This window comes from Flagellimonas allohymeniacidonis (assembly GCF_004296335.1).
GTDB classification, from domain to species: domain Bacteria; phylum Bacteroidota; class Bacteroidia; order Flavobacteriales; family Flavobacteriaceae; genus Flagellimonas; species Flagellimonas allohymeniacidonis.
This window is the reverse complement of record NZ_SGIU01000001.1, coordinates 1,295,291-1,320,945: the sequence shown is the minus strand read 5'-3', so window position 1 is coordinate 1,320,945 and position 25,655 is coordinate 1,295,291. Positions and strand designations below refer to the sequence as shown.

The following is a 25,655-nucleotide window of genomic DNA, read 5'->3' as shown; positions in this document are numbered from 1 at the left end:
AGGACTCATCAAAATCGCAAAGCAAACTTCAGATTAAAGACCCGACTGGTCAAAAAGTTGGGAACGGCGAACTGCTGTTGTGTATCTACATCCCTAACCCAAGTATTTGTGATTGAGTTTTGGTTATTGAACATGTTGAAAATTTCAAATCCAGCACTCAACTCCTTGAACTTATGCAACCAATGACCCTCGGGGTACTTGCTTTTATTGTCGGCAAAAATATAGGAAATTCCCAAATCGACCCTTCTATAATCTCTTAATCTATTCTGAAAATCATAGGGGTCTGCATTATTGGGAGAACCACCGGGCACGCCGGTGTTGTAGACCATATTTAAATACAGTTTTAGATTGGGGATGCTGGGAACATAGTCTTGAAAAAGCATGGCGAACTTAAAACGCTGGTCGGTAGGGCGCGAAATATAACCCCGTCCTGCGATGTTTTCCTCCGTTTGTAAATAACCAACACTCACCCAAGACTCAGCTCCGGGCACAAATGTGCCGGTAAGTCTAAAATCAAAACCAAAGGCGTAGGCTTCCGCATTATTATTGGCGGCATATCGAATTCGAACATCTTCAATAGTGTAGGTGTTTACATCCCACATGTCTTTATAGTACGCTTCACTAACCAGACTAAACGGTCTGTTCCAAAGCTCAAAACTAAACTCACTCCCCACTACAAAATGCAGAGACTTTTGAGCTTCGACTTCCGGGTTGACTTGACCGGATAAATTCCTTAATTCACGATATAAGGGAGGTTGTTGATAACTCCCTATGGCCAACCGGAACAATATGTCGCGTTCCCAATTTGGTTTGATGGAAAATTGTGCGCGAGGGCTGAACAGGAATTGCGAATTGTTATTGAAGCCTTGGCCAGATAGGGTCCAATGTTGAGCTCGAAGTCCAAGATTGAAGTAAATATCATGGGTGTTCCATTGGGTTTGTCTGCTAAACTGGACAAAGCCAGACCAGCGGTTGGTCTGAACTGCATTGGTGGCCCGAACGCTTTCAAAGGGAACAATGTCACCCGTAAAAGGTTCTTCGGGTTGATTATTCTCAAATTGAGGTTCACGAGGGCGAACAAAGAACCCGGCGGAATCGATGAATTCACTTTCCCGGAGTTGGTCCCTGAAATCTTCATGGGTGAACTTGAGGCTCCATTCAAGGGAATTGCCCATTTTTTGATAGGCGCCACTGTGTTTTAGACTAAAAATGAGTGCATCCAACTGATTTCTTGCGCGGGATTGTTGCGAACCAACCCCTCTGGAGGAAGTGACTCCTCCTAGATTTTCACTCCCAAGACCTGTTTCGATTTCTCCCAATTCATAAGAAGCAATGATATCCGAAAATTCATCTTCCTTGGTATGGTACAATGACCCAGTAATGTCCAATTTGGTGGAATTGGAGGGCAGGTAATCCAGTTTTAAGGCGCCAAGAACATTTTCGTAACGACTTTTTTCGAGTCCTTCATAGAAAACAAGCAAAGCACGTGGTTCATTGATGGTACCGAAATTGGTTTGCCTTGTCAAAGGTTCGTTTTCATATTGATTGATGGCATAAGTACCCAAAAAACTAAGATGAACCTGATTGGAAAAGCGATAGGTTGAGAAGTTCTGAAAATCAAAAAACGATGGATTAAAGTTGGTATTGGTCTGCTGACTGTTCACCAAAAGGCTGTTGTCCCTAAAACGAATTCCTGCAACAGTGGTCAACTTTTTGTTTTTTGATATGGCTTCCAAGGTGCTGCCGACACCCAAGAAACTTCCTTCGGCACTAAATGAAAAATTCTGTGGCGTTTTATAGGTGATATCCAAAACGGAAGAAAGCCTGTCTCCATATTTGGATTGGAAGCCCCCCGCAGAAAAAGTGAGGTCGGTTACCATGTTGCTATTTACAAAACTTAATCCTTCCTGTTGGGCAGATCGTATGAGAAAGGTTCGGTATACTTCAATTCCATTAACGTAAACCAGATTTTCATCAAAGTTTCCACCCCGAACATTGTATTGCGTACTGAGCTCATTGTTGAAGGATACCCCTGGCAAAAGTTTCAGAACGTTTTCAACCCCTGCGTTGGCGCCGGGTATTTTACGGACAACTTCTGGGTCAATGGTGGTTACGCCTTCCAGATTCCTATCTCCCGTAGCTGATACTTCCACCCCTGCAATTTGAATGGCATCTGAGCGCATTACGGGATTGAATTCAAAAGTTTCGTTGGTATTCAAAATCAAATCTTTGAGCACCACATTTTCAAAACCTACATGGGTGAATGTTATGGTTGTCTTGAGATCGGCGGTTATTTCAAGAAGAAAGTAACCGTTCACATCGGTAGTCGTCCCGTTGGCGGTAGAAGTAATGTTTACATTTTCTAAGGGCGTGTTGTTTGGGTCAAGTACAACTCCAGTGATGTATGCACTTTGGGCATAGGTCAGTAAAGTCCCCAAAGAAAAAAATACCACCCAAAGGGTAAATTCCTTTGTTAAGAACTTATTTACGGAAGAAAGTACGTTCAAAAGTAGTTGTATTGCCCACATTATCAGTAACGTTGACTTTAAGATTGCATTGCGTTTTGTCCAATATCTTATCGTCGAAGTTGTAGGTAATGGTTTTTGTTTTGGGCTCGTACTCCATCAAAATCCAGTCCCCGTTTAAGGTTGCGTTATAAGTATTGATACCACTAAGGTCATCGGAAATTTCCAAACTCAGGTAACTATAATTGCTAAGCCACTGTTTTTCCTTGAAATTACGAGCTCTGATTTCCGGTGGAACCGAATCCCGGACCAAAGTGTACATGCCCAATGCTCTGGTTCGGGTGGTAAAGGAGTCATCCCTTTTGTATGTTTTGTGATGTCTTGGCTTCAACTTCTCGTCCAATCTGGCAATAAAAAGCTGCCTTCTTTGCTCTTGGGAATATTTTGAAACATCAAAACTTATGGTGAAATTCCTATGGGCCGCCACTGTGTTTCTATGAATGTTCACCGTGTCTTTGCCTTTGGTCAAATCAATATAAAAATCTTCGTAAAATGTATTGGCCGGAAAGTATACCGTAGCTGCGTCCAAATCAAAATTGTTGGGTTTGTCCGAAATAATAAAGTTTTCGGTTTTGGTATGGTTTCTTTGGGCCTGTGGATTCTCTCTTTTCCCTTCGACAGGAATCACCACTTTAATTTGATTTCCCTCATAATCGGAAATCAAAAGCTCAACATTATAGGAAAACCCCTCTTTCACTGAGATTTTACCTTGATTGTGAAGCGTTTTGTAAATGGATAAACGGTTAGACGGCACTTTGAAACATTTTTGAATACGCTGTTTGAATTTTCCAAAGTGTGCGTAGTCAATAAGGGTGTTGATGTAACGTGTTTCAGAAAAAGAAAAGGTCTCAAAATCATATTCGGAATACACTTTCCCATTGACGGTTTGTTTCACCGCAAAAACACCATTTTTGTTGGCGGCCATATCTTGGCGGTCAAAACCGTTAAACCCGAAACCTATGGTACCTATGGCGGTAACCTTATCTGCTAAAAAACTACCATCGGGCTGTCTTGAAAAACCGATTTGAGCTTTTTCGGCACTTTGGTTAAGGACAGCATCTTCAGACAACGGGTAGCCAAAGAGCCCTAAAAGTGTTGGGTTGGTGGCATCCCTTATCTCATAACCATATAAAAGGGGATTTGTAGGCCTTTCGGTCACACTGCTCCTTATCTCAAAATGAAGATGTGGGCCAGAGGAACTACCGGAATTTCCGGAGTAGGCTATAATATTTCCCTTTTCGACCTTTAATTCACCATAATCTGGAAAAACCTCCACCTCATAGGATTGCTTTCGATATTGCACTTCTTTGATGTAAGCTTCAATTTCTGGACTAAACTTTTGCAAATGTGCATATACCGAGGTATATCCATTGGGATGTGCCACATACATCGCTTTTCCATATCCCCAATGGGAAATTTTGATACGGGTAACCGTGCCATCCGCAATGGAATAAACGGGTAGTCCTTGCCTCCTTTGGGTCTTAATGTCGATTCCTGCATGAAAATGATTGGAACGGAGCTCCCCAAAAGTACCAGCCAATATCAATGGAATATCCAAGGGAGATTGAAAAATATCTTTGGGGTACTTTTCTTGACTGTAGAATGGGGAGGATAGGAGCAGAATTAATCCGAAAAGGGACAAGCGCATAGGCATAACATCAAAGTTCATACGAAAGTAACCAATGTTTTTCTCTGTTAAAAGTGTTTTTGGTCGCTTTGTTCGAATTGTGTCCAGCTTGGAATATCTCTTAAAAAAATTGCGAGGTTAGGCAAGGATCGTTAAATTTGTGTGATACGCATTGTTGTTTGCATATGGGCGAACTCGTTGAGATTGTTGATTCTTTGGAGAACAAGGTAAGTAAGTTGCTGCATAGGCTGGAACTCTTACAACAGACCAACTCCAAATTAAGGGAGGAGCTAAGTCAAGCTTTGGCCAACAAACAATTGGAACATCAGAGCGCTCAAGATTGGGAGGATAAGTACAACTCTCTAAAAATGGCAAACACAATGTTGGGTAGTAATACAAATAAAACAGAAGCTAAGCTCAAAATAAATACATTGATTCGCGAATTGGATATTTGCATTGCCAAGCTTGCCGATTAATGAAAAAATATGGAGGAGAAGCTCAAAATAAAGCTTTCCATTGCAGATAGGGTGTATCCATTGACGATAGATCCCAAACAGGAGGAAGGTTTACGGAAAGCGGCCAAGAACATTGAGATTTTGGCCAAGAAATTTGAGCAGAACTATGCGGTGCGCGATAAGCAAGATGTTCTTGCCATGTGCGCTTTACAGTTCGCTTCCAAAATAGAGCAAGGTGGAATAGACCGTTCTGAAGGTACCAAAGCCGCTCTAGAGCGCTTAAAAGCGCTTAACGAGTTGGTACATTCCAAATTAGGCGAATAAGTTCTTTTAAATAAATTATTGTTACTGCCCACATTGGTAATTATTTTTTGACAAACTCAACACTATTATATTTGAAAAGGGTGAGTTTAAGCTGTGAAAGCGGGCCCTACCAGCATAGGGATTTTTGAGCAGCTTGTTAGCCCTAAACCTGTAATTAGGAGTTTGTACAAAACTTCGCCCAATGTGGGCTTTTTTTATAACCAAACACTAACAACATGGATAACACTATAATGCTCGTAGGAGCAGTTTTGGTTGGACTCTTGGTAGGCTTTGCCGTTGCCAAGATAATGGAGAAAGGAAAGGCATCGAAAACATTGGCCCATGCCAAAAAGGAAGCCACAGATGTCATTAAAGAGGCCAAAAAGGAGGGGGAGAACATAAAAAAAGATAAAATTTTTCAGGCGAAGGAAAAGTTTCTGGAGCTCAAGGCGGAACATGAAAAAGTAATCATAGGCAAGGACAAGAAAATTGCTGAAGCTGAAAAACGCACAAGGGATAAGGAATCGCAGGTGAGTAATGAGCTCGCCAAGAATAAAAAATTGAATGAGCAACTGCAGCAACAAATAAAGGAAGTCTCCTACAAAAGTGAGATTCTTGACAAAAAGCATTCCGAAGCAGAGAAGCTGCACAAAAGTCAAGTGCAACAACTTGAGGTAATATCGGGCTTATCGGCCGAAGACGCCAAGAGTCAACTACTGGAGTCGCTAAAGGAGACGGCTAAAACAGATGCTATGGCGTACCTTCAGTCCACTCTGGAGGAAGCAAAACTTACCGCACAGCAAGAAGCCAGAAAAATTGTTGTCAATACCATTCAGCGAATTGGTACGGAAGAGGCCATCGAGAATTGTGTTTCAGTTTTCAATTTGGAATCCGATGATGTTAAAGGAAGGATAATTGGACGGGAAGGACGAAACATTCGTGCCTTGGAGTCTGCCACCGGAGTGGAAATTATTGTTGATGATACTCCAGAGGCCATTATTCTTTCATGTTTTGACTCAGTGCGTAGAGAAGTCGCCAGATTATCCCTGCATCGACTCGTTACCGATGGTAGAATACATCCGGCAAGAATCGAGGAAATTGTAAAGAAAACCGAAAAACAAATCAATGAAGAAATCATTGAGATTGGTAAGCGAACTGTAATTGACCTGGGTATTCACGGGCTTCACCCAGAACTAATAAAGGCCGTAGGCCGAATGAAATATAGGTCCTCTTACGGACAGAACCTTCTACAGCACTCTCGTGAAGTAGCTAAACTTTGTGGGGTAATGGCAGCGGAACTAGGTTTGAATCCTAAACTGGCCAAACGTGCCGGTCTTTTACATGATATTGGAAAGGTACCCAACGCTGAGGTGGAAGTGGAAACACCACACGCCATTTTAGGAATGCAGTGGGCCCAGAAATATGGAGAGAAAAAAGAAGTTTGCAATGCCATTGGTGCCCACCATGATGAGGTTGAGATGACTACTTTGATATCACCAATTGTACAAGTTTGCGATGCCATCAGTGGAGCCCGCCCGGGAGCTCGGAGACAAGTTCTTGATTCCTATATTCAACGTCTCAAAGACTTGGAAGAGATAGCTTTTGGTTTCAATGGGGTGCAAAAGGCCTATGCCATCCAAGCTGGTCGGGAGCTTCGGGTCATTGTGGAGAGTGAAAAGGTCAGCGATGATAAAGCTGCTGAGCTTTCATTCGAAATTTCGCAGAAAATCCAGACGGATATGACCTACCCTGGTCAAGTAAAAGTAACAGTGATTCGAGAAACCCGTTCTGTGAACGTGGCTAAATAAGCTCGATTATATACTTTTTACTCCTTTGGAGGTTAATAAAGAAGCTCTTCTTGGGCTGTTTTCGAGCACATAGCGCATTCGCGTGATTTGATCATTCGTAAAAATATTCATCACAGCATCTGATGTCAGGTTCATGTAGTTGGCCACCATGACATCTTCATTTGCACAGCCCAAATGAGGTTGATCATTCGTTACTTCCGTATCCACAGCCGGAGTATCATCGCAAAAATCGTTGGTTTCGCAGTTCCTATCACCCCAGGTATGCAGTAAACCCAAATAATGCCCCATTTCATGGGTTAAGGTACGCCCCAAATTACGACCTCCCGCCAGATTGGTTTCCCCAAAATGAGCCCAATTAACAATAATTCCTTCTGCTCCTCCGGGGAGTGGTTTCTGAAAAAGGGAATCACCGGGTAGATCTGAGTCTGGCCCTGTTGCTTTCCCTAACACGATATTGGTAAGGTCTTCAGGGTAAGGAGCCACCCAAATATTTATATAATCCTTCGAATCCCAATAACTGAAATGAGCATATTGCTCAAATTCAAATGCTGGAATATCGTTGGGTAAATCGTCAATGACCAGTTGCTTTCGTAAAATGCCATTTGTTGGATTCCCTAAGGGATCCTTTGTGGCAAGAACAAATTCAATTTTGGCATCTCCCCCATCAGGATGATTATTAAACCCTCTAGAGCCCGACTTTCTCCTAAAATCATTGTTGAGTAGTTCTATTTGCTTTTTAATCCGGTCATCTGAAATATTTGTTCCGATTCCAATATCCTCACCATTGTGAAGAACATGCACCACCACTGGAAGCAAATAAATTTCTGTAGTATCCTCATTTGGTATTGATGTTTCACTTTCACTGCAGGAAAATGTCAAATAAAGGAATAAGAAAGCACTAAGTTTTCTCATGATTTACTTCGTTTTTTAGGTTTTGAATGATGATTTGGTTTTATAAACCGCGATTTGATGAATTGAAGAGTCAAAGATTGAAATAAGGTTGCTTCGTTTAAGTGAACGAGTTGGGTTTATGATGCCATTTTAACGAATCATTTCAATTTTTTGGGGATTAAAGAGCTAGTTGTGTAATGTATAACGGAATCATTTTGCCGAAAAAAAACAAAAACTATGTCAAAGAAATGGCACTGGTTTATACGAAACAACTTAATTATCAAAAGCTTAACACCTTCAGATGATTGTTACGTGCATCGGTAAATTTGACGTGAAATTGTAAAGGGATGCTATTTTGCAAAAACGAATTCGAAAAAAAGGACTATTCTTCTTCCGAAGAAGCTTCCTCCTGTTTATTCCGATTGTTGGCCATAACCTTCAGCTTTATTAGCTTGGTCTTCCAAGTTTCAAGGGCTTTTTTATGGCGGTCGATATTCTCCACAACTTCTTTGACAAGGGGATTATCGCCAGACGAATTGGAGAAAAATTGAAGATTGTTCTCCAACTGCCTGATTTCTGATTTGGATTCCTCAATTTTCCTTCTAATAAAGGTTCTTTCATTTTGTAAGGCTCTGTCATCGTCACCCTTGGCCAATTGTTGCATCTTATCACCGTATTTGATGAGTTCAGATTCTTGTTGGCTGACCCCAATTTTCTTAAACAGGGCATCAATTATCTTATTGAATTTGCCGTTCAGATGTCTTTTGTTGTAAGGAACCCGACCATGCTTTTTCCAGTCGGCAAGGAACCCTTTCAGGGCTTTCATGTCCTTTTCCTTGTCACCACTTAGTTGAAAGGATTTTAAGCGGTCAAGACAGGCTGATTTCGCCTCAAGATTCTTATATTCTTCTTGCTGCCCAGCATTTTTCTCGGCATGCAGTCGGTTGAAGTAATGATTGCAAGCAGTTTTGAACTCATTCCAGATTTTATCGGAATATTTTCGGGGGACATGTCCTATTTTTTTCCATTCACTTTGGATGCGTTTCATTTCTGGCGTTGCCGTGTCCCAATCTTCACTATCCTTAAGGGATAGCGCCAACGCCAACAAAGCTTTTTTCTTTTCTAGATTTAGGTGTTGCTCTTTCTTTTGGTTTTTGTAAAAGGCGTTCTTGTTTCGATTGAAGGTGCGCACAGCTTCTTTAAAATCGCTCCACGTTTGCTCATTGAGCTTTAAGGGTACTTTGCCAGCTTTGAAAAAGGACTCACGAAGCTCTTCAATCTCCTTGATTTGCTGCTGCAAAGCCCTATGGTTATTACTCACATTATTACCGATTTGAGCAATGGACGCAATGATTTCCTGTTTCTTTTCAAGGTTTTTTTCATAGACCTTTTCCAGTTCCTGAAAATGATCTTGCCGCTTTTCATGCAATGCTTTTGTTGCATTACTGAATTTTTCCCAAACCTCTTCCCGCTGCTCTTTGGCGACGGGGCCTATATCTTCCTTCCAAATTTTGTGAAGGGTTTGCAGCTCCCGGAAAGCCTTACTTAAATCCGGCTCGTTGACCAGGCTTTCTGCGCGTTCCACCAATTTGAGCTTTTCTTCCAGATTGTGCTTAAAATCCAGGTCCCGAAGCTCCCGGTTAAGATGAAGAAAATCGTAGAAGATTTCCATATGGTGGTGATAGGTCCTCCAAACGTCGTTGTAATTGTTACGGGGTATGGGCCCCGCATTGCGCCACCGTTCTTGCAGGTCTTTGAAGTTTTTGTAAGTGGTGTTGATATCCTCCTCGACATTGACCAAGCCCTTGAGCTCATCAATGATTTCCAGTCGTTTTTGGAGGTTATTTTTTAGGTTTTGCTCCAGTTCTTTGTAATAATGGTCTCGTTTTTCGCGGTATTCCCCGAAAACTTCATTGAACTGTCTTTTTGCAACAGAATTATATCGGAAGTCTATTTCATTGCCACCATGGGCGACAAACTCCTCCTTTTTATGCTCTAAAAAAGCCTGAAACTTTTGATCAAACTCATATTTGATAGCACTTATATGCTTGTGTATGGCTTGGACTTTTTCATTTTTGACTAGGCGTTGAAGCTCGCCGACCAAATTTTCAAGGGACATGCCGTGGTAATCAAGCATGGGAATGTGGTGTCGTTTTTCATTTTCGACATCCTCGGCATCCTCCGCATTTGATTCATCGATTTCTTCCAAAGCCTTATCAGCATCTTCCTTTTTTGAAGAATCATTTTTAGTTACAATTTCCTGAGAAGAACCATTTTCTGTATTGTCTTCTTCCGGAACTTTTTCCGTGCCTTCTTTTTCGGATGAATTTGGGTCAGAAATGGGGCTTTCTTCCAATGATGTGTTTATAATATCCGAAACTTTCTGAGCACCACTTTCAGTTTCCTGAAGTTTTTGTTCATTTTCCTGCATCAGTAGTGTTTTTCCTTTCGATTGATGGAATTATAGCCAAGTTAACAACTATATTCACCAATAACAAAGGTAGTGATTCTTCTTTTTGTTTAAGTTTTGGGGCTTACCGATGGGGCTAAAATGCGTGTTTGTTGCGCACTTTACCGTGTATTCCAAATTTCCCAGGCCTTTTCTGCTTGTAACTCCAACATTTTCAAGCCATTAGAAATTTTTGAGCTTTGCTCTTCCCCAAGTTGCAAAAAAGTGGTCTTTGCGGGGTTATAGACAAGATCAAACAAAAGGTGCTTTTCGGTGATAAATTGGTAGGGGATATCCGGTCTTTGGTCAATATTCGGATAGGTCCCAAGTGGGGTGCAGTTGATAATCAATAAATGAGCATTGATGATCTTACCATCCAATTGGTCATATGTCAACCACCCTTTTTGAGGTGTTCGTGAAACATAGGAATACGAAATATCAAGTTGATCAAGAACGTATACTATGGCCTTGGATGCTCCTCCAGTGCCCAGCACCAGTGCTTTGGTATGATGTGGCCCGAGTAGTGGTTCCAAAGATTTTTGAAATCCGAAAGCATCTGTATTGAATCCTATTAAACCTTTTTCAGTGAATTTGATGGTATTTACTGCCCCAATTTCCGAAGCGACCGAATCCAATTCGGCAAGAAAAGGAATCACCTGTTCCTTGTAGGGAATGGTCACGTTCAGCCCCTTAAAATTGGTTTCGGACAGCAATTGTGGGAATTCTTGGATATCTCTTATATCCAAATTTTGATAGCTGTGATCTCTCAGCCCCAAATCCTTGAATTTTTGGGTAAAATAGCCTTGCGAAAAGGAATAAGAAATGTTTTTACCGAGCAGTCCGTAACGCTTTTCGCTCTTTTCTGTTTTTTCCATACCAATCCAAAATCAACAATACCAAAATGCCCAACACGACAAAAACCAGAGCCCATAAGGTTTCCCCATTTGTAAAATCGGGCAGAAAACGCTGATAGTTCTGAATAATTTTATCCCCGTTCGAATCAAAAAGCGGGTTGCCAATGGCATCCATTTTGTAAATCGTTCGCTTCCAAGGCCACACAACACCCAACGAACCTGTAATAAACCCCAGGATGACCGCAGTGGTAATTTCCTTGTAGTGCTTCAAAACGTAGCTGAGCAAATGGGAAAAAGTAACCAGTCCAGTCGCCGAACCCATAGTGAAAACCGCCAAAATTTTTAGGGTTTGTATTCGCTCAGAATCATTTACAAAACTTAGATCTCCAGAAAAAAGTTCTGAAATTGTATCGTAAAGCGCGTTGACGGAATCTACCAACAAAAGCACATAATTCCCTAAAAGGATAAGAATAAAGGAACCGGAAAGTCCGGGAAGGGTCATGCCCGAAACACTGATTATGCCGCAGAAAAAAATAAAAATCAGGTTGTCGTTCTCCGTAGCAGGACTCAGGAAACTAATGGATATTCCAATCAACAGGCCAATAAATCCCGCAGGAATGGTTTTTTTGTTCCAGTGGTGAAAGTCTTTGGCGATGTAGTAAATGGAACCTAGTATCATCCCAAAGAAACCTGCCCAAACAAACAATTCCTTTTGTTCAAGAAAATAGTCCAGTACCCGGGAAACACTAAAATAACTTATGAGCATCCCCGTAATGAGGAGAATCAAAAACTGTGCGTTCGTATACTTAAAAAAACTTTTGAACCTGCCATTAAAAAGCAACTTGAACGCTTTGGTATTTATTTTTTGAAGGGAATAGATAAACTCTTCATAAAATCCCCCAACAAACGCAACAATTCCCCCGGACACCCCGGGTACTTTGTTGGCAGCACCCATGCATAGGCCTTTCACCACCAAAAAGAATTTATCCAAAAAGGTTCTGGGTTTGTACATAAGGGAATTCTCGTCTTATTTTTTGGAAGCTGTTTTTTCCAGGATAAAAATAAGCGAAAAACCGAACAAAGCTAGAACTACAGCAGGTAGTATTTGGGGGTCCCCTTCAAAAGCAGAGGGCAGTACATTCATTTCATCGACCACTATAGTTTTATCACCAAAGGTCTTGGTTTCCAAAACCTTCTTCCAGGGCCAAATTTTGTTGAGCGACCCTAGTATAAATCCGGTTAGCAAGGCTAGCGTAAGGTTTTTATAATGGACGAACATCCATTTTAGCAAGCGCGCGAAACTCAATAGTCCAAAAATCGCTCCAATCCCAACGGTCAAGACTATATTAACATCTCTTTCGTGCACGGCGTCCAATATGGTTTTATACGAGCCCAATAGCACTAAGATGAACGCTCCGGAAATCCCCGGCAATATCATAGCGCAAACCGCTAAGGCACCTGAAAGAAACAAATAGGGAAGACTGTTGATGTTTTCATTCGGTGGAAGCTCCGTAATAAAATAGGCCAAAACAGCACCTCCAATAAAAACGAGTATGGTGCTTAGATTCCATTTTTTGATTTCTTTCCCCACAAAAAAAATACTGGCGAGTACCAAACCGAAGAAAAAAGACCAAAGTAGCACGGGTTTGTTTTCCAACAACCAGCTTAAAAACTTCGCCAAGGATATGACACTGATGAAAATCCCAACAAACAAGGTGAGTAGGAAATTACCATTCAGCTTTGTCCAGAATGCCTTGAACCCTTTTTTGCCAAGCGTTTTGAACAAGGACAAATTGATATTGTTGATGGAGCTTATGAGCTCTTCATAAATTCCAGAGATAAAAGCAATGGTGCCCCCGGAAACCCCGGGCACAACATCAGCGGCACCCATGGCCATACCTTTGAGCGTAACAAACACATAATCCAACGGATTTCTTGACTTCATAGTAAAAATGTAGGACCTAGATTATTAGGTGGATGCTTTCTTCACACCGGTGAGCAGACTTTTAAGCCATTTTATTTCACAAAGTTCTGGGAATTCTGATTCAAATAGATGAAGATTATCTGGGTTTATGTCGATAGCCTCTTTTATCTTGGTTTTCGATTTCTCGAACTCCTTGTTTTTGAGATAAAGGCCGGCCAATTTATAATACAACTGGGATTCCTCCGGATAGAACTCAATACCCTGTACCAAAACTTGAATGGACGAATTGAAATCCCCCATATTCTTTAGAGTTTCTGCCCAGTTCATCCAAGTCTTCAGTTCATAATTACCCAAATCTACCGTTTGTTTATAGGCAAAATCGGCTTCATCAAAATTTCCAAGTTGGAAATAGATTTTGGCGGCTTTTTTCCAATACAATGGGTTTTCCCCATCGATGTTAATGGCCTTGTTGATGTAGTACAAAGCCTTTTCAAAATTCTTTAGCCTACTATGAAAATCCGTAATGGCCAACCATCCTTTGTCCAACAAAGGGTCCTCATGTACGGTATTGTAGAAATAATACTTGGCCAAATCGTCGTTTCCCAATTTTTCATGACATCTGCCTATTCGAAGGTAAGCATGGGAGGTTGGGTCATCTATGGAAATTGTAGTTTCATAATTTTCGATGGCTTCATTGTATTTTCCCATATTTTCCAGGACTTTACCTTTTTCAAAATAGGCTCCAATAAATGAATCATCCGAAATAATGGCAAAATCAAAGGATGTCAGGGCTTCTTGGTACATGCCCTTGGCTTGGTACATTTTGCCCAATTGGTGCCATGCTACTTCGCAATACGGATTGCTTTCGAGATAATCGTTCAAATAGTGAATTGCTCCTTGGTAGTCTTCCAAAAATTCAAAGCAATACACCACATTGTACAGGGATGAATAATCTGCGTTATCAAACTCCACACATCGCATAAAACTACGTTTGGCGCTCTCGAAATCATCCATGAACAAATATTCCATACCCAAAAGGGAATGGATATCAAAGTTGTCATCACTTATTTCCAAGGCTTCCAACAGAAAGTTTACAGCTTCTTGATGATTGTCTTTTTTGGAGCTTATGTTGGCTCGCTGGATATAGATCTCATCATTTCGGGAATCAATGTCTTGAAGTTCATCCAAAAGGTTTTCGGCCTTTTCAAATTTATCTTCAAAAACCAATACTTCTACACGCAGTAACTTTAATTCAAGGGAGTTTGGGTGTTGTTCCAGACCGATTTGAATGGCCTTTTTTCCCAACGCGATTTTTCCGTTGTTCAGGTAGTAGTGAATGATGTCTTCAAAGTCCTCAGCATCAAAAAAATAGACGTCATCCGTTTTGAGCATAGACTCAAATTTACTTATTGACTTGTCAGTATTTTCGTTAGAATCTAACGCCATAGGAACGTATTTGGTTTTACTATGGACTTAAAATTAGCCCTTTGCCTTCTTCATTAAAGCCGAATTTTAGGTATGTTATCAACAAATTAGTTAACAGAACCCGGCTCGTATTCATTTAAAATCTCAATAATTAGGTCGCATCCCAGTTCTATTTCTTGCATAGAAATGGTAAGCGGAGGGGAGATTCGTACCGCTTTTGGTTCAAACAGCAACCAAAAAAGGATAAGGTGTTTTTTTGCAGCCGTCAAGACCAAATGGTTGGCAATTTCCTCATTCTGCATGATCAATGCCAGCATTAATCCCTTCCCTCTAACTTCTTTAATCAAAGGGTGTACCAAAAGCTCACGAAGTCGCTTTTCTTTCTGCAATGTCAGAGAAACTAACTGGCTTTTTGTCAGTTCGCGTAAAGTGGCCAAGCTGGCAGCTGCAATCACAGGATTACCGCCAAAAGTGGTGATATGGCCTAATTTGGGGGCATCTTGTAAGGTGGCCATCATCTCATGGGATGCAACAAAAGCACCTACTGGCAGACCAGAGGCCATGCCTTTTCCAATGACCAAAATATCCGGTATACAATTAAAGTGCTCAAAAGCAAAGAGTTTGCCGGTGCGCCCAAAACCCGGTTGAATCTCATCCAGAATCAACAAAGCGCCTACTTCATTACAACGTTTCCTTACTTTTTCCAGATACCCTTCTTTTGGTAGAACAAAGCCTGCACCGCCTTGAATGGTCTCAAGAACCACGGCCGCTGTTTTTTTGGTAATTAGCGATAAATCCTCTTCATGGTTGAATTGGATAAAGGAAACGTCGGGGATAAGCGGTCTAAAGGCACTTTTTCGAGCTTCATAGCCCATAAGGCTCAGGCTTCCCATGGTATTGCCATGATAGGCATGATGCGCAGCTACCAATTGAGAACGACCTGTGTAACGACGAGCCAATTTTATTGCACCTTCCATTGCTTCGGTACCCGAGTTTACCAAATAAGTGGTCTCCAAGGGCCTTGGCAAACATTCGGCCAATAACTTGGTGTAGGTAACCGCAGGTTCTTGAATGTACTCGCCATACACCATCACATGCATGTATTTATCAAGCTGTGTTTTTACCGCATCAACCACCTTTGGATGACAATGGCCCAAACTACAGGCCGAAACGCCTGCTACAAAATCGAGATGGGCGTTACCTTGATCATCATAAATGTAGCTGCCTTCCGCTCGTGAAATCGTTAAGCCTAAGGGATGTGGGGTAGTTTGCGCCTGATATTTGAAAAAATCTTCTTTCAGCTTTATGGGATTTGTGCTTTAGGAACCTTGACCTCTTTAGGTTTGGTCGCTTTACTTTGAGATACTTGATTCACCGGGTCATTCTCGTTTTTTCGCCTTTCTTGTTCCTCTGCATCAATATCAATAGGATTTTCAATTCCACGGATTTTCACCAAAGTGATATTGTTGTCATCCTCATCGAAAATATCATCCTTGGTCAATATACGTTCGTCACCTCGCCATACAAATCCCTTAAGTTTTCTGCTCTCCACAGGAAGGTCCTTATCAGGAAAAATATCCCCATCGGGATTTACAAAAAAGGTAATATCCTCAATATCGTTGTTGGCCATAACCAGTCTAATCTTACTGCAAATGGTCTTATCAATGCCAATGAGTTCTTGGTCATCGTTGTACATGTAGTAGATCACCTCGGTATTTTTCACCAAATCAATGATTTTAAGCTCATTTTCAATGAACTTTCCGAAGAGATCCTTGCCTTTGGCCTGGTTATAACCCTGTTTGCCGATGGTATCAAAAGAAATGATAAAAGCATTCTCTAAAACCTTAAGGGAATCCAGTTTTTCAGTTTCCAAGTCGGAAATAAGATGGATACTATCCCCGGTAATTTGATTTTCCACGTTCCAAAGAATGGGATTGGTGATGAGTTGTGTAATGCCTGTTTTTTCAGCAAAATGAATGGAATCACATTTACCGCTCAAATCAGTTTTATAGAACTTGGCATTTTTGAAAGCCCTTAGAATTCTGGATTCGGGCTGGCCGGTCACCATAAGGGTGTCCCCATGGATGTATAGGGAGTCTTGTTCCACTAAATTGACGGAAACCGCCCTTTTAGTGGCGAATAATGAGTCCAGTGCCTTATACACCTCAGCATAATGGGCCCGAATCACCCCACTGTTGATGGTATCCGTAATTTGAATGTTATTGGTAGCTGAGGCGAACTCTGAAATTTTATCGAAATAGAGGCTGTCCCCCTCAATAATACGGTCATCATAGTCGATTCGGGTGTTTTTGATTCCGTATCCTCTTTCAATCTTGGTGTCATAAAAACCTCGCTCACAGTAAATTTTGTAATCCTCGCCAACAATGGTGGAAGGGCCATACATATAGGCATTTTTTGAAGTAGTATAATAATCCAGACGTTCAGAATCCAAGGTATACTGCTCATTATCAATATGTACACTATCCAAGAATTGATATTTCTTTGGAGTCATAAAGTAGGTGCCAATTCTGCTTGTCAAAACATTGGCAGAGTCAACCACTTTGCCACCAGAACGATAGAACGATTCCTGTTTTTCACGATTGAAGTACAGCGTATCGGTGGTCAAGGTCATTTGACCATTGGTCAGATCAACATTCTCCCAGGCTTTGGCAATTTTTGTATTCCCATCATAATCAATTTTGCCACTGTTCAGTTCGATGGAATCTCCTTGCTGCAATCGGATGTTACCAATGGCCTTTAATTTGTTTTCCTGGGTATAGAAAATGGCAATGTCGCACCATAGGTCGGCCCCTTGGTGTTCAAATTGCACCTGCCGTTCATCATCTTTGCTAAAGATGGATGCACCTGGAAATTGTGCCTCATCTTTGGTGAAATTCGCACCATACACGATATTGATCTGCTTGCTTTCAGGCTGGGTTTCTTGAGCCACAAGCGTGATATGGGCAAACAGACAAAAAAAGAAGACAAGTCTTTTCAAACGCATTGCTTTTGGGTCAAAAGTAGGGTTTTTAGAAGAAGTTGATTCTACTCTTTACAAACCTTTAATACTGAAGCAAGTTTTATTTAAGAGATGAAGCACAAGCAGAAAAATCGATTCGAATTATCTGTGGATGGTTTGTAGCCTATCGGGTCCTACAGAAACTATCTTGATAGGTACATTGAGTTCTTTTTCGAGAAATGTAATGTACTCATTGAGGGCTGGCGGCAAATCTTCAACTTTTCTCAGCTTTGTAAGGTCTTTGGACCAACCCTTAAGCTCCGTATAAACTGGAATGACATTATCACTTTCAATATTGAATGGAAGATGCTTGATTTTCTCACCCCCGTACATATAGGCCGTGCAAACTTTTATGGTTTCAAAGCCGCTTAATACATCGGCCTTCATCATCATCAGTTCTGTTACCCCGTTGATTTGAACGGCGTACTTTAGCGCAACAAGATCAAGCCACCCACAGCGCCTAGGCCTTCCCGTAGTGGCACCAAACTCATTACCGACGCGAGCCATGGTTTCGCCGTCATTATCAAAAAGCTCTGTTGGAAAAGGGCCGCTACCCACTCTAGTGGCGTAGGCTTTAAAAATACCCAATACACTGCCAATCTTGTTGGGGGCCACACCTAAACCGGTACAAGCTCCAGCCGCAGTGGTATTGGAGGATGTAACATAGGGATAGGTTCCAAAATCAATATCCAAAAGAGAACCTTGGGCCCCTTCCGCTAATATTTTTTTACCTTCCGCCTGCGCCTTGAAAATAAATTCTTCGCTATCAATGAAAGTTAGTTTTTTAAGGGCTTCGACCCCCTCACAAAACTCATCTTCCAGCTCTTTTAAATCGTACTGAATGTCAACATTATAAAAGTCGATCATGGCTTCATGCTTGTTGGCAAGAGCTCGGTACTTTTTTCTCCAAGTATCAAATTCCAAGTCGCCCACACGAAGTCCATTACGTCCTGTTTTGTCCATATATGTTGGACCAATACCCTTAAGGGTAGAGCCTATTTTCGCTTTTCCTTTTGAAGCTTCGGAAGCGGCATCAAGTAAGCGATGGGTAGGCAGAATGAGATGGGCCTTTCGTGAGATCAACAATCTCAAGACGATATCAATATTAAATTTTTCAAGGTTGTCCAATTCCTTTTTAAAAATCACGGGATCAATTACCACTCCATTACCAACAATGTTTAGGGCATTTTCGTGAAAAATTCCAGATGGAATGGTATGCAATACATGTTTAATACCATCAAACTCCAAAGTGTGCCCTGCATTGGGACCGCCTTGAAATCGGGCTATGATATCGTAATTTTTGGTTAGTACATCAACAATTTTCCCCTTCCCTTCGTCTCCCCACTGGAGTCCGAGCAATAAATCTACCATGAAGTAAGTTGGTTAGTCTGTTAGGTTTTCTTCTTTGTTTCGGGTTCCGTAAAAATAGAGCGAATGGTTATTGATTTTGATATCAAAAACCTCTTCGATGGTTTTTTTGATGGACTGGATACGTGGGTCACAAAACTCGACCACTTCGCCGGTGTCCGTCAAGATGACATGGTCGTGTTGACGGTCAAAATAAGATTTTTCGTACTGGGCCTGGTTTTTACCAAATTGATGCTTACGAACCAGTTTGCATTCCAAAAGCAATTCGATGGTATTGTAAAGGGTGGCCCGACTGACCCGATAGTTTTTGGTCTTCATTTTAATGTAGAGGGATTCCACATCAAAATGGTCATCGCTGTTATAAATCTCCTGTAGAATGGCATAACGCTCTGGAGTCTTGCGATGCCCCTTTTCTTCCAGAAAGGAAGTGAAGACATTTTTAACAATTTCCTGATTTTTGTTGTTCCCCATGGTCTCAACTAAACTAAAGGGCAAAGGTACGCCTAAAAATTAAATTCTGTCCACTCGATCTATCCCCTCAATTTGTTTCAGGTTATTGATCAGTTTTTTGAGAATGGTGTTGTTTTTTACTACCAACGCGATCTTTCCTTTGAAAGTTCCGCCATCTGCACTGAAATTCAAATTTCTCATATTCACGTGCATATTATCGGAAATAATATTGGTGATTTCATTTACAAGTCCCATGTTGTCTATTCCGGTGATTTCGATATCCACCGTAAACTCTTCCTGAGTGGAATCAATCCATTTGGCCGAAATAATTCGATATGCATAGTTGGATTGAAGGGAAATAGCATTGGGACAGTTCTTTTTGTGCACTTTTATCCCATCGTTCACGCTCACAAAACCAAATACCTCGTCTCCGGGAATGGGGTTGCAGCAGTTGGAGAGTTTGTAAGGGAGTTTTTCCTCTTCCTTACCAAAAACCAACATGTCAAATTTTGAGGTAATTTCTTCCTTGTTGACATCTTGTGGTACTGGAGTACGTCGAATGCGATTTTTAAAGAAATTGAGAAATGCATTATGATAGGAAGAAGCGAAATCTTTGATTTTCTGATTGTCGATCACACCAATCCCAACACGATAGAAAAGATCTAAACTTGTTTTTAGCTTGAAGTAGGTCACCAATTTGTTGACCGTATCTTCTGTCAAATCTATCTTTTGCGACTTTAGTTTCCTACGTAGAATTTCTTTGCCTTCCGAGGCAATGGATTTTTTCTCCTCACTTAGCGAAGAGCGAATTTTTGACCGGGCCCTTGCTGTTTGGGCATAATCGAGCCAGCTTTGACTGGGCTTCGCTGTTTCTGAGGTGATGATTTCTACCTGGTCACCACTATGCAATTCAGAACCTAGGGGTACTAGTTTTCCATTTACGCGGGCACCTCGGGTCTTCATTCCAATCTCGGTATGAATATGAAAGGCAAAATCCAGAGCTGTGGCGCCTTTGGGCATGGATTTCAATTCACCTTTTGGAGTAAAAACGAATATTTCTTTGGAATACAGGTTGAGTTTGAATTCCTCAACAAAATCAACTGCATTGCCATTGGATGTCTCCAAAGCTTCTTGAAGGCGATTGAGCCATTCCTCGATACCTTGTTCCTTCTGTGCGCCATGTTTGTATTTGAAATGTGCCGCATACCCTTTTTCGGCAATTTCATGCATGCGTTCGCTACGGATTTGTACCTCGACCCATCTACCCTTTGGCCCCATCACGGTTATATGTAGAGCTTCATACCCTGTAGATTTTGGAGAAGTGATCCAGTCACGGAGACGAATGGGGTTAGGGGTAAAGTGATCCGTTACAATGGAGTAAATCTTCCAGGCAAGAAATTTTTCATTCTTTCGATCCGATTTGTAGATAATTCGAATAGCAAATTTGTCATAGACCTCATCAAATGAAACATTTTGGGCTTTCATTTTTCGTCTTATCGAAAAAATAGACTTCATGCGACCCTTGATCTCGTAATTGAGACCCTCTTTATCCAGTGAATTTCGGATGATATTTGAAAAAGCTTCAATATAGGACAACTGATCTTCCTCCGTGTCCTCTATTTTGGCCTGAATGTCATTGTACACCTCAGGTTCGGTATATTTTAAACTGAGGTCTTCAAGATGCGTTTTAATATTGTAAAGGCCTATTCGGTGGGCAAGAGGCGCATAGATATACAAAGTTTCGGATGCAATTTTCACCTGCTTGTGTTCTGGCATGGCATCCATGGTGAGCATGTTGTGATAGCGATCCGCTATTTTAATAATGATCACCCGAACATCGTCATGCAGCGTCAAGAGCATTTTTCTGAAATTCTCCGCTTGTTGACTAATGTCCTTATCCTTCTTAAGATGGGCTATTTTGGTGAGGCCATCTACAATACGGGCCACGGTTTCCCCGAACATTCGCTCAATATCGTCAAGGGTGTAGGGGGTGTCTTCCACAACGTCGTGGAGAAGGGCCGAAGCAATGGAGACTGCATCGAGTCCTATTTCTGAAGCAACAATTTTGGCAACCGCAATCGGATGGAAAATATAAGCCTCCCCAGATTTTCTTCGTTGATCCTTATGGGCGTCTACAGCCACATCAAAGGCAGAGCGTATCAGTTTCTTGTCCTCGGCGGACAAGTTCTGATAGCTTATGCGAAGCAATTCTTTGTATTGCTTTGCAATTTCTTTGTTCTCTTTCTCTACAGCTGCCTCTGTCATAGTATATTAAAGTTACACAAACTTTATAGCTAAACAACAAAAATCATGCCTTTAGGTTCCTAATTCGTTCAACCAAAGGAGGATGCGAATAATGCACAAAAACGTACGCAGGATGGGGTGTTAGGTTACTCAGGCTGTTTTTGGACAGTTTTTTTAGGGAGGTTATTAATGGATCGGCGGCAAATGTCTTTTTGGCATAATCATCTGCTTGAAATTCAAATTTTCTAGACAAATAGTTCATGGCCAAACCTGTTATTTCCGATATCGGACTGTACAATAACATGAAACCTACCAATCCGGCGTGGAAGCTTGCCTTAGAGACGCCAATAGCCAATGCAATTTCCGGATTGTTGATGAAAAGGGAGAGTATGTATAGCGTAAATCCCATTAAACTCAAAGAGACGAAAAGATTAAAAATGATATGTTTTCGTTCATAATGGCCAACTTCATGAGCTAAAACCGCTACAATTTCATCTTCGTCCAAATCACTGATCAGGGTATCGAACAGGGTAACTCTTTTTTCTCTTCCAAATCCCGAAAAGTACGCGTTCGCTTTCGTCGACCTTTTGGAACCATCGATGACAAAAATTTTATTGAGTTCGAAGCCCACTTGCTTGGCATAATTTTCAATGGCACTTTTGAGGCTTCCGTCCTCCAAGGGTGTTTGCTTATTAAAAATGGGAACAATGAACCGACTGTAAAATAAATTTAGAATAAGGGTGATAAAGGCCAACATTGCCCAAGCGTATAACCAAAAATCGGGACCGGTCCATTGATAGAACCATATAAAAAGGGCCAAAATGCCTCCTCCGAAGACCAAGCTCAAGAGCCAGCCTTTGACCATATCTGAAAAGAAAAGGGATTTGGTGGTCTTATTGAATCCAAATTTTTCTTCAATCACAAAGGTTTGGTAGTAGGAGAAGGGCAATCCTAAAATGCTGCTTCCCCATACGATAATTCCGAAAAATAGAAGGGCCATGGGTATAGTTTTGTCCGTAATGGACCTGACTACGGAGTCTATCCATTCAAAACCGCCAAAAATCAGAAATGCTAGAGTGAGTGCCAAGGAAAACCCGTCCGAGAGAAGTCCAAATCGGTAGTTGGTTTTTTTATATTGCTGTGACTTTTGATATTCTTCTTCATCGAAAACATCCTTGAGCTCTTCAGGAATTTGGGACGTAAATCGTTTGGCGTTTAGGTATTCCAATAGCTGATGAATCAGATATTGCGCCGTTAAAATAAAGATGATAATGTAGAAAAGCGTAGTTTCTCCCATAGGCTAAAATCCTCTTTGACGCCCCGCCTCAAAGATAAGTATTGCTGCTGACACGGAAACGTTCATAGAGTCAATTTGCCCTCGCATCGGGATTATGAGGTTTTCGTCGGAATTCTTTAACCATTCATCGGATAAACCGGTGGATTCAGTACCAACAACTATGGCTGTGGGTTGGGTAAAATCGCTTTCAGTGTAGGTTTTGGAAGCAGATAAAGCGGCACACTTTATTTTGATTTCCCTTTGTTTTAAGAACTGAATGATTTCTTCAGAGGTCCCTATTCCAACTTGGGTTGTGAAAAGGCATCCTACACTCGACCTGATACTGTTTGGGTTGTACAAATCTGATTTGGGATTGGCAATTAAAACAGCATCCAGATTGGCAGCATCAGCGGTTCTTAGCAGTGCACCAATGTTCCCTGGCTTCTCAGGCGCTTCGGCAACAAGAATCAATGGATTACTTTGAAGCTTAATTTGTGCCAGCCCATGTTCTTTTGCTTTACAAATTGCCAAAACCCCTTCAGTTGACCCACGATGGGCAATCTTTTCGTAAACGGTTTTGGATAGCTGCACTACTTCCGTTTCAGGCTGGTTTTCAAGAAAACGCTGGATTGAAAAGGAAGTAATCTCGGGGACATGCAAAAGCACTTCAAAATGATAGCTCCCTTTTTGTGCCATTTCTATTTCGCGATGGCCCTCCACCACAAAGAGTCCTGTTTTTTTACGTTCCCTAGATTTATCTTTGAGTGCCAGCACTTTTTTTGCCAAGGGATTTTGCGTGCTGCTGATAAGTTTCTCTACCTTCACAGGTCAAAAATACGTTTTCCTGTAATCTTAAATCCGAATGAACGACCAAGCGACCAAACTGATAGCAATGAAACAACTAAGTACGTTATTGATTCTACTGACCCTAGCTGCCTGTAAACAGACGCCCAAGGAGGATTCAAAAAATGAACAGCAGGATAGCTCCGCCATAGTAGAGGAGAAATATCCCCAGTCCCTCTCCAATACTTTTAAAGCCCATGGAGGACTCGAACTTTGGAGGGATCAAAGAACGCTGTCCTTTAGCATGGAGAGACCTGATTTTACTGAGGTGCATACCATTGATTTGCATACCAGAAAAGACAGAGTTGATACGGAAAAATTTATTTTGGGTTTTGATGGTCAACAGGTTTGGCTGCAGGATGAAGGAGAGAAGTACAAAGGGAACCCTGGTTTTTATCACAACCTTATGTTCTATTTCTACGCCATGCCCTTTGTTTTGGCTGATGATGGTATCGTATACGGGCATACGGAGGACTTGGTTTTTGAAGGGAAGCATTACCCAGGTGTCCGGATTGCCTACCATGATGGAGTAGGAGCTTCATCCAAGGATGAATACTACATCCATTATGACCCAATCACCAACCAAATGGTCTGGTTGGGTTATACGGTAACGTATAAAAGTGGTGAAAAGTCGGATAATATTAGATGGATAAGGTACTCGGATTGGATAGAAGTTGAAGGGCTTCTTTTGCCAAAATCCATCAGTTGGTATACCTATGAAAGTCGAACCCCGCTTGAACCAAGAAACACGGTCACTTTTAATGACATAAAGCTGAGTACAACAAAAAAATCCGATTCGTTCTATGCGAAACCGGAAAGTGCAGCGTATGTTGAGCTCAAGAAAAGCTAATCATGGTGGTTAGAGTAAAAAGGCGTTCAAAATGAACGCCTTTTTTGTTTTATTTTCCTTCGAACTTGCCCATGTACCGTTTCCAAAGTTCGGTTTGATGGGTTTCCAACGAAATATCCCGTCCATCAATGAAGGCCCTTGACAGTTGGTTGGTTCGCATATCCAAGGCATCACCCTCTGAAATGAAAAGTGTGGCACTTTTTCCCACTTCCAAGGTTCCATAGTTGGCTTCAATACCTAAAATTTTGGCGGTATTTCCAGTAATCAATTGCAAGGCTTTTTCTTTTTCCAGCCCTTGCGCCACCACTTGACCTGCATAAAAGGGCAGGTTTCTCGTCTGGAAGTTGGAAGCAGAAGCATTTTGCAATCCTACCAAAAGCCCAGCGTCAACCAAAATCTTCGGAAGTTTATAGGTGAAATCGTAATCATCATCGTCAAAATTGGGTAAGGAATGGGTAAAGTTTACCAAAACAGGGACGTCGTTTTCCTTTAGGAAGTCAATCACCTTGTGGGCATGATAACCTCCCACAAGTACCACATTGGCTACGCCCATTTTCTTGATTTGGCTAATGGCATCAATGATTTCTTTCTCTCCATGGGCATACACATACAAATGCTGACTTCCGTCAAAAACACCTTGCATGGCAGCAAAGGGCAGATTGATCTCCGCAGTTCCGGATTGCCCATACGCCTTAGCGTTTTGCATGAAGGTAACAACCTCCAATTTTTGTTTGTCGTAATCCTTGTTCGGAAGAAACCCACGGGGTTCTCCCAACCACCATCGACCTCTTCGAAACGTTGTGGGCCAATTCAAGTGGATGCCATCATCCATTTTCACTGCCGCATCTTCCCAATTCCAGGCATCAAACTGAACAATGGTAGAGGTGCCCGAAATTCTGCCACCCTTGGGAGTAATCTGGCCTAAAAGAACACCATTGGGTCGCATGCTTTCCACCACCTTGGATTCGGCATTATAGGCAATGATACTTCGAATGTGCGGGATTAGATTTCCAATTTCATCCTGATCATTACTGGCCCGTACTGCATTTACCTCGATAAGTCCCAAGGATTTTCCGGGAGCTATAAATCCAGGGTAGATGTGCTTTCCAGATGCATCAATAACTTGTCCTTTGGCTGTAACTTCAGGCCCGCCCAATGTTGTAATTTTTCCATTTTCGAAGACCAAAGTGCAGTTTTCCCTAAGGGTTCCATCTCCAATATGTGCGGTGGCACCTTGAATGGTGACGGCTTCCGTTTGGGCACCTGCGGGGGTTTGTTGGGCAAAACCTAAAGTGCTTATTAGAAAAACGGTGGTTGATATTATGTTGAATATTGTTTTCATAT

Annotated in this window: 20 protein-coding genes and 1 other RNA gene; 5 read left to right on the top strand and 16 right to left on the bottom strand. The window is 41.6% G+C overall.

The window, feature by feature from the left end:
* Positions 1-8 precede the first annotated feature (8 nt).
* Positions 9-2,528 carry a TonB-dependent receptor gene (locus tag EW142_RS05980; RefSeq protein ID WP_130611052.1) on the bottom strand — a complete coding sequence of 840 codons (2,520 nt, stop codon included), beginning with the start codon at positions 2,526-2,528 and terminating at the stop codon, positions 9-11.
* Complete coding sequence (locus tag EW142_RS05975; RefSeq protein WP_130612511.1) at positions 2,482-4,173, bottom strand: M23 family metallopeptidase; 1,692 nt, start codon at positions 4,171-4,173, stop codon at positions 2,482-2,484. Before EW142_RS05975 ends, EW142_RS05980 begins: the two co-directional genes overlap by 47 nt.
* A gap of 164 nt (positions 4,174-4,337) precedes the next feature.
* Here EW142_RS05975 and EW142_RS05970 point away from each other — a divergent pair, with 164 nt between their 5' ends.
* The 4 genes from EW142_RS05970 (at position 4,338) to rny (ending at position 6,718) form a co-directional block, all read left to right on the top strand.
* Complete coding sequence (locus EW142_RS05970; protein WP_130611049.1) at positions 4,338-4,628, top strand: hypothetical protein; 291 nt, start codon at positions 4,338-4,340, stop codon at positions 4,626-4,628.
* Between the two features lie 9 nt (positions 4,629-4,637).
* Positions 4,638-4,931 carry a cell division protein ZapA gene (locus EW142_RS05965; RefSeq protein WP_130611046.1) on the top strand — a complete coding sequence of 98 codons (294 nt, stop codon included), beginning with the start codon at positions 4,638-4,640 and terminating at the stop codon, positions 4,929-4,931.
* A gap of 54 nt (positions 4,932-4,985) precedes the next feature.
* A non-coding RNA gene (gene ssrS, locus EW142_RS05960) (6S RNA) lies at positions 4,986-5,095 on the top strand.
* A 51-nt stretch (positions 5,096-5,146) separates the two neighbouring features.
* On the top strand, positions 5,147-6,718 hold the full coding sequence (gene rny / locus EW142_RS05955; protein WP_130611043.1) for a ribonuclease Y: 1,572 nt from the start codon (positions 5,147-5,149) through the stop codon (positions 6,716-6,718).
* A gap of 6 nt (positions 6,719-6,724) precedes the next feature.
* On the opposite strand, the gene EW142_RS05950 is transcribed toward rny, so the two are convergent.
* The 13 genes from EW142_RS05950 to EW142_RS05890 form a co-directional block, all read right to left on the bottom strand.
* A complete protein-coding gene (locus tag EW142_RS05950; protein WP_130611040.1) occupies positions 6,725-7,630 on the bottom strand; it encodes a M43 family zinc metalloprotease in 906 nt (301 codons plus the stop codon).
* A gap of 361 nt (positions 7,631-7,991) precedes the next feature.
* On the bottom strand, positions 7,992-10,040 hold the full coding sequence (locus EW142_RS05945; RefSeq protein WP_130611037.1) for a DUF349 domain-containing protein: 2,049 nt from the start codon (positions 10,038-10,040) through the stop codon (positions 7,992-7,994).
* A 140-nt stretch (positions 10,041-10,180) separates the two neighbouring features.
* Complete coding sequence (locus EW142_RS05940; protein ID WP_130611034.1) at positions 10,181-10,933, bottom strand: shikimate dehydrogenase family protein; 753 nt, start codon at positions 10,931-10,933, stop codon at positions 10,181-10,183.
* Complete coding sequence (locus tag EW142_RS05935) at positions 10,887-11,924, bottom strand: DUF368 domain-containing protein (RefSeq protein WP_130611031.1); 1,038 nt, start codon at positions 11,922-11,924, stop codon at positions 10,887-10,889. Before EW142_RS05935 ends, EW142_RS05940 begins: the two co-directional genes overlap by 47 nt.
* 15 nt (positions 11,925-11,939) lie before the next feature.
* Positions 11,940-12,857, bottom strand: coding sequence for a polyprenyl-phosphate transporter (locus EW142_RS05930; protein ID WP_130611028.1), 918 nt, complete (start codon positions 12,855-12,857; stop codon positions 11,940-11,942).
* Positions 12,858-12,881: 24 nt separating this feature from the next.
* Positions 12,882-14,282, bottom strand: coding sequence for a tetratricopeptide repeat protein (locus tag EW142_RS05925; RefSeq protein WP_130611025.1), 1,401 nt, complete (start codon positions 14,280-14,282; stop codon positions 12,882-12,884).
* Positions 14,283-14,368: 86 nt separating this feature from the next.
* Positions 14,369-15,562 (bottom strand): aspartate aminotransferase family protein, encoded by a 1,194-nt coding sequence (locus tag EW142_RS05920; protein WP_130611022.1) that lies wholly within the window; start codon positions 15,560-15,562, stop codon positions 14,369-14,371.
* 2 nt (positions 15,563-15,564) lie between these two features.
* Positions 15,565-17,265 carry an OstA-like protein gene (locus EW142_RS05915; protein ID WP_130611019.1) on the bottom strand — a complete coding sequence of 567 codons (1,701 nt, stop codon included), beginning with the start codon at positions 17,263-17,265 and terminating at the stop codon, positions 15,565-15,567.
* Between the two features lie 117 nt (positions 17,266-17,382).
* Positions 17,383-18,651, bottom strand: a complete 1,269-nt coding sequence (locus tag EW142_RS05910; protein ID WP_130611016.1) for an adenylosuccinate synthase — start codon at positions 18,649-18,651, stop codon at positions 17,383-17,385.
* 12 nt (positions 18,652-18,663) lie between these two features.
* The gene (locus tag EW142_RS05905; protein WP_130611013.1) at positions 18,664-19,119 is read right to left on the bottom strand and encodes a Fur family transcriptional regulator; all 456 of its coding nucleotides are present in this window, start codon (positions 19,117-19,119) and stop codon (positions 18,664-18,666) included.
* A 39-nt stretch (positions 19,120-19,158) separates the two neighbouring features.
* The gene (locus EW142_RS05900) at positions 19,159-21,363 is read right to left on the bottom strand and encodes a RelA/SpoT family protein (RefSeq protein ID WP_130611011.1); all 2,205 of its coding nucleotides are present in this window, start codon (positions 21,361-21,363) and stop codon (positions 19,159-19,161) included.
* Positions 21,364-21,406: 43 nt separating this feature from the next.
* Positions 21,407-22,639 carry a M48 family metallopeptidase gene (locus tag EW142_RS05895; RefSeq protein WP_130611008.1) on the bottom strand — a complete coding sequence of 411 codons (1,233 nt, stop codon included), beginning with the start codon at positions 22,637-22,639 and terminating at the stop codon, positions 21,407-21,409.
* Between the two features lie 3 nt (positions 22,640-22,642).
* Positions 22,643-23,443 carry an RNA methyltransferase gene (locus tag EW142_RS05890; RefSeq protein ID WP_130611005.1) on the bottom strand — a complete coding sequence of 267 codons (801 nt, stop codon included), beginning with the start codon at positions 23,441-23,443 and terminating at the stop codon, positions 22,643-22,645.
* Between the two features lie 67 nt (positions 23,444-23,510).
* Between EW142_RS05890 and EW142_RS05885 the strand changes: the two genes are divergently transcribed.
* Positions 23,511-24,311 carry a DUF6503 family protein gene (locus EW142_RS05885; RefSeq protein WP_130611002.1) on the top strand — a complete coding sequence of 267 codons (801 nt, stop codon included), beginning with the start codon at positions 23,511-23,513 and terminating at the stop codon, positions 24,309-24,311.
* A gap of 49 nt (positions 24,312-24,360) precedes the next feature.
* Here the strand turns inward: EW142_RS05885 and EW142_RS05880 are convergent, their stop codons facing one another.
* A complete protein-coding gene (locus EW142_RS05880) occupies positions 24,361-25,653 on the bottom strand; it encodes an amidohydrolase family protein (RefSeq protein ID WP_130610999.1) in 1,293 nt (430 codons plus the stop codon).
* Between the last annotated feature and the right edge of the window lie 2 nt (positions 25,654-25,655).

Excerpts from the sequence above, each read along its gene's own strand:
- EW142_RS05880 (WP_130610999.1), bottom strand. The coding sequence starts at position 25,653 with ATGAAAACAATATTCAACATAATATCAACCACCGTTTTTCTAATAAGC.
- EW142_RS05885 (WP_130611002.1), top strand. The coding sequence starts at position 23,511 with ATGAAACAACTAAGTACGTTATTGATTCTACTGACCCTAGCTGCCTGT.
- EW142_RS05925 (WP_130611025.1), bottom strand. The coding sequence starts at position 14,282 with ATGGCGTTAGATTCTAACGAAAATACTGACAAGTCAATAAGTAAATTT.
- EW142_RS05965 (WP_130611046.1), top strand. The coding sequence starts at position 4,638 with ATGGAGGAGAAGCTCAAAATAAAGCTTTCCATTGCAGATAGGGTGTAT.
- EW142_RS05950 (WP_130611040.1), bottom strand. The coding sequence starts at position 7,630 with ATGAGAAAACTTAGTGCTTTCTTATTCCTTTATTTGACATTTTCCTGC.
- EW142_RS05905 (WP_130611013.1), bottom strand. The coding sequence starts at position 19,119 with ATGGGGAACAACAAAAATCAGGAAATTGTTAAAAATGTCTTCACTTCC.
- EW142_RS05895 (WP_130611008.1), bottom strand. The coding sequence starts at position 22,639 with ATGGGAGAAACTACGCTTTTCTACATTATCATCTTTATTTTAACGGCG.
- EW142_RS05915 (WP_130611019.1), bottom strand. The coding sequence starts at position 17,265 with ATGCGTTTGAAAAGACTTGTCTTCTTTTTTTGTCTGTTTGCCCATATC.
- EW142_RS05900 (WP_130611011.1), bottom strand. The coding sequence starts at position 21,363 with ATGACAGAGGCAGCTGTAGAGAAAGAGAACAAAGAAATTGCAAAGCAA.
- EW142_RS05910 (WP_130611016.1), bottom strand. The coding sequence starts at position 18,651 with ATGGTAGATTTATTGCTCGGACTCCAGTGGGGAGACGAAGGGAAGGGG.
- EW142_RS05970 (WP_130611049.1), top strand. The coding sequence starts at position 4,338 with ATGGGCGAACTCGTTGAGATTGTTGATTCTTTGGAGAACAAGGTAAGT.
- EW142_RS05935 (WP_130611031.1), bottom strand. The coding sequence starts at position 11,924 with ATGTACAAACCCAGAACCTTTTTGGATAAATTCTTTTTGGTGGTGAAA.
- rny (WP_130611043.1), top strand. The coding sequence starts at position 5,147 with ATGGATAACACTATAATGCTCGTAGGAGCAGTTTTGGTTGGACTCTTG.
- EW142_RS05980 (WP_130611052.1), bottom strand. The coding sequence starts at position 2,528 with ATGTGGGCAATACAACTACTTTTGAACGTACTTTCTTCCGTAAATAAG.
- EW142_RS05945 (WP_130611037.1), bottom strand. The coding sequence starts at position 10,040 with ATGCAGGAAAATGAACAAAAACTTCAGGAAACTGAAAGTGGTGCTCAG.
- EW142_RS05940 (WP_130611034.1), bottom strand. The coding sequence starts at position 10,933 with ATGGAAAAAACAGAAAAGAGCGAAAAGCGTTACGGACTGCTCGGTAAA.
- EW142_RS05930 (WP_130611028.1), bottom strand. The coding sequence starts at position 12,857 with ATGAAGTCAAGAAATCCGTTGGATTATGTGTTTGTTACGCTCAAAGGT.
- EW142_RS05975 (WP_130612511.1), bottom strand. The coding sequence starts at position 4,173 with ATGCGCTTGTCCCTTTTCGGATTAATTCTGCTCCTATCCTCCCCATTC.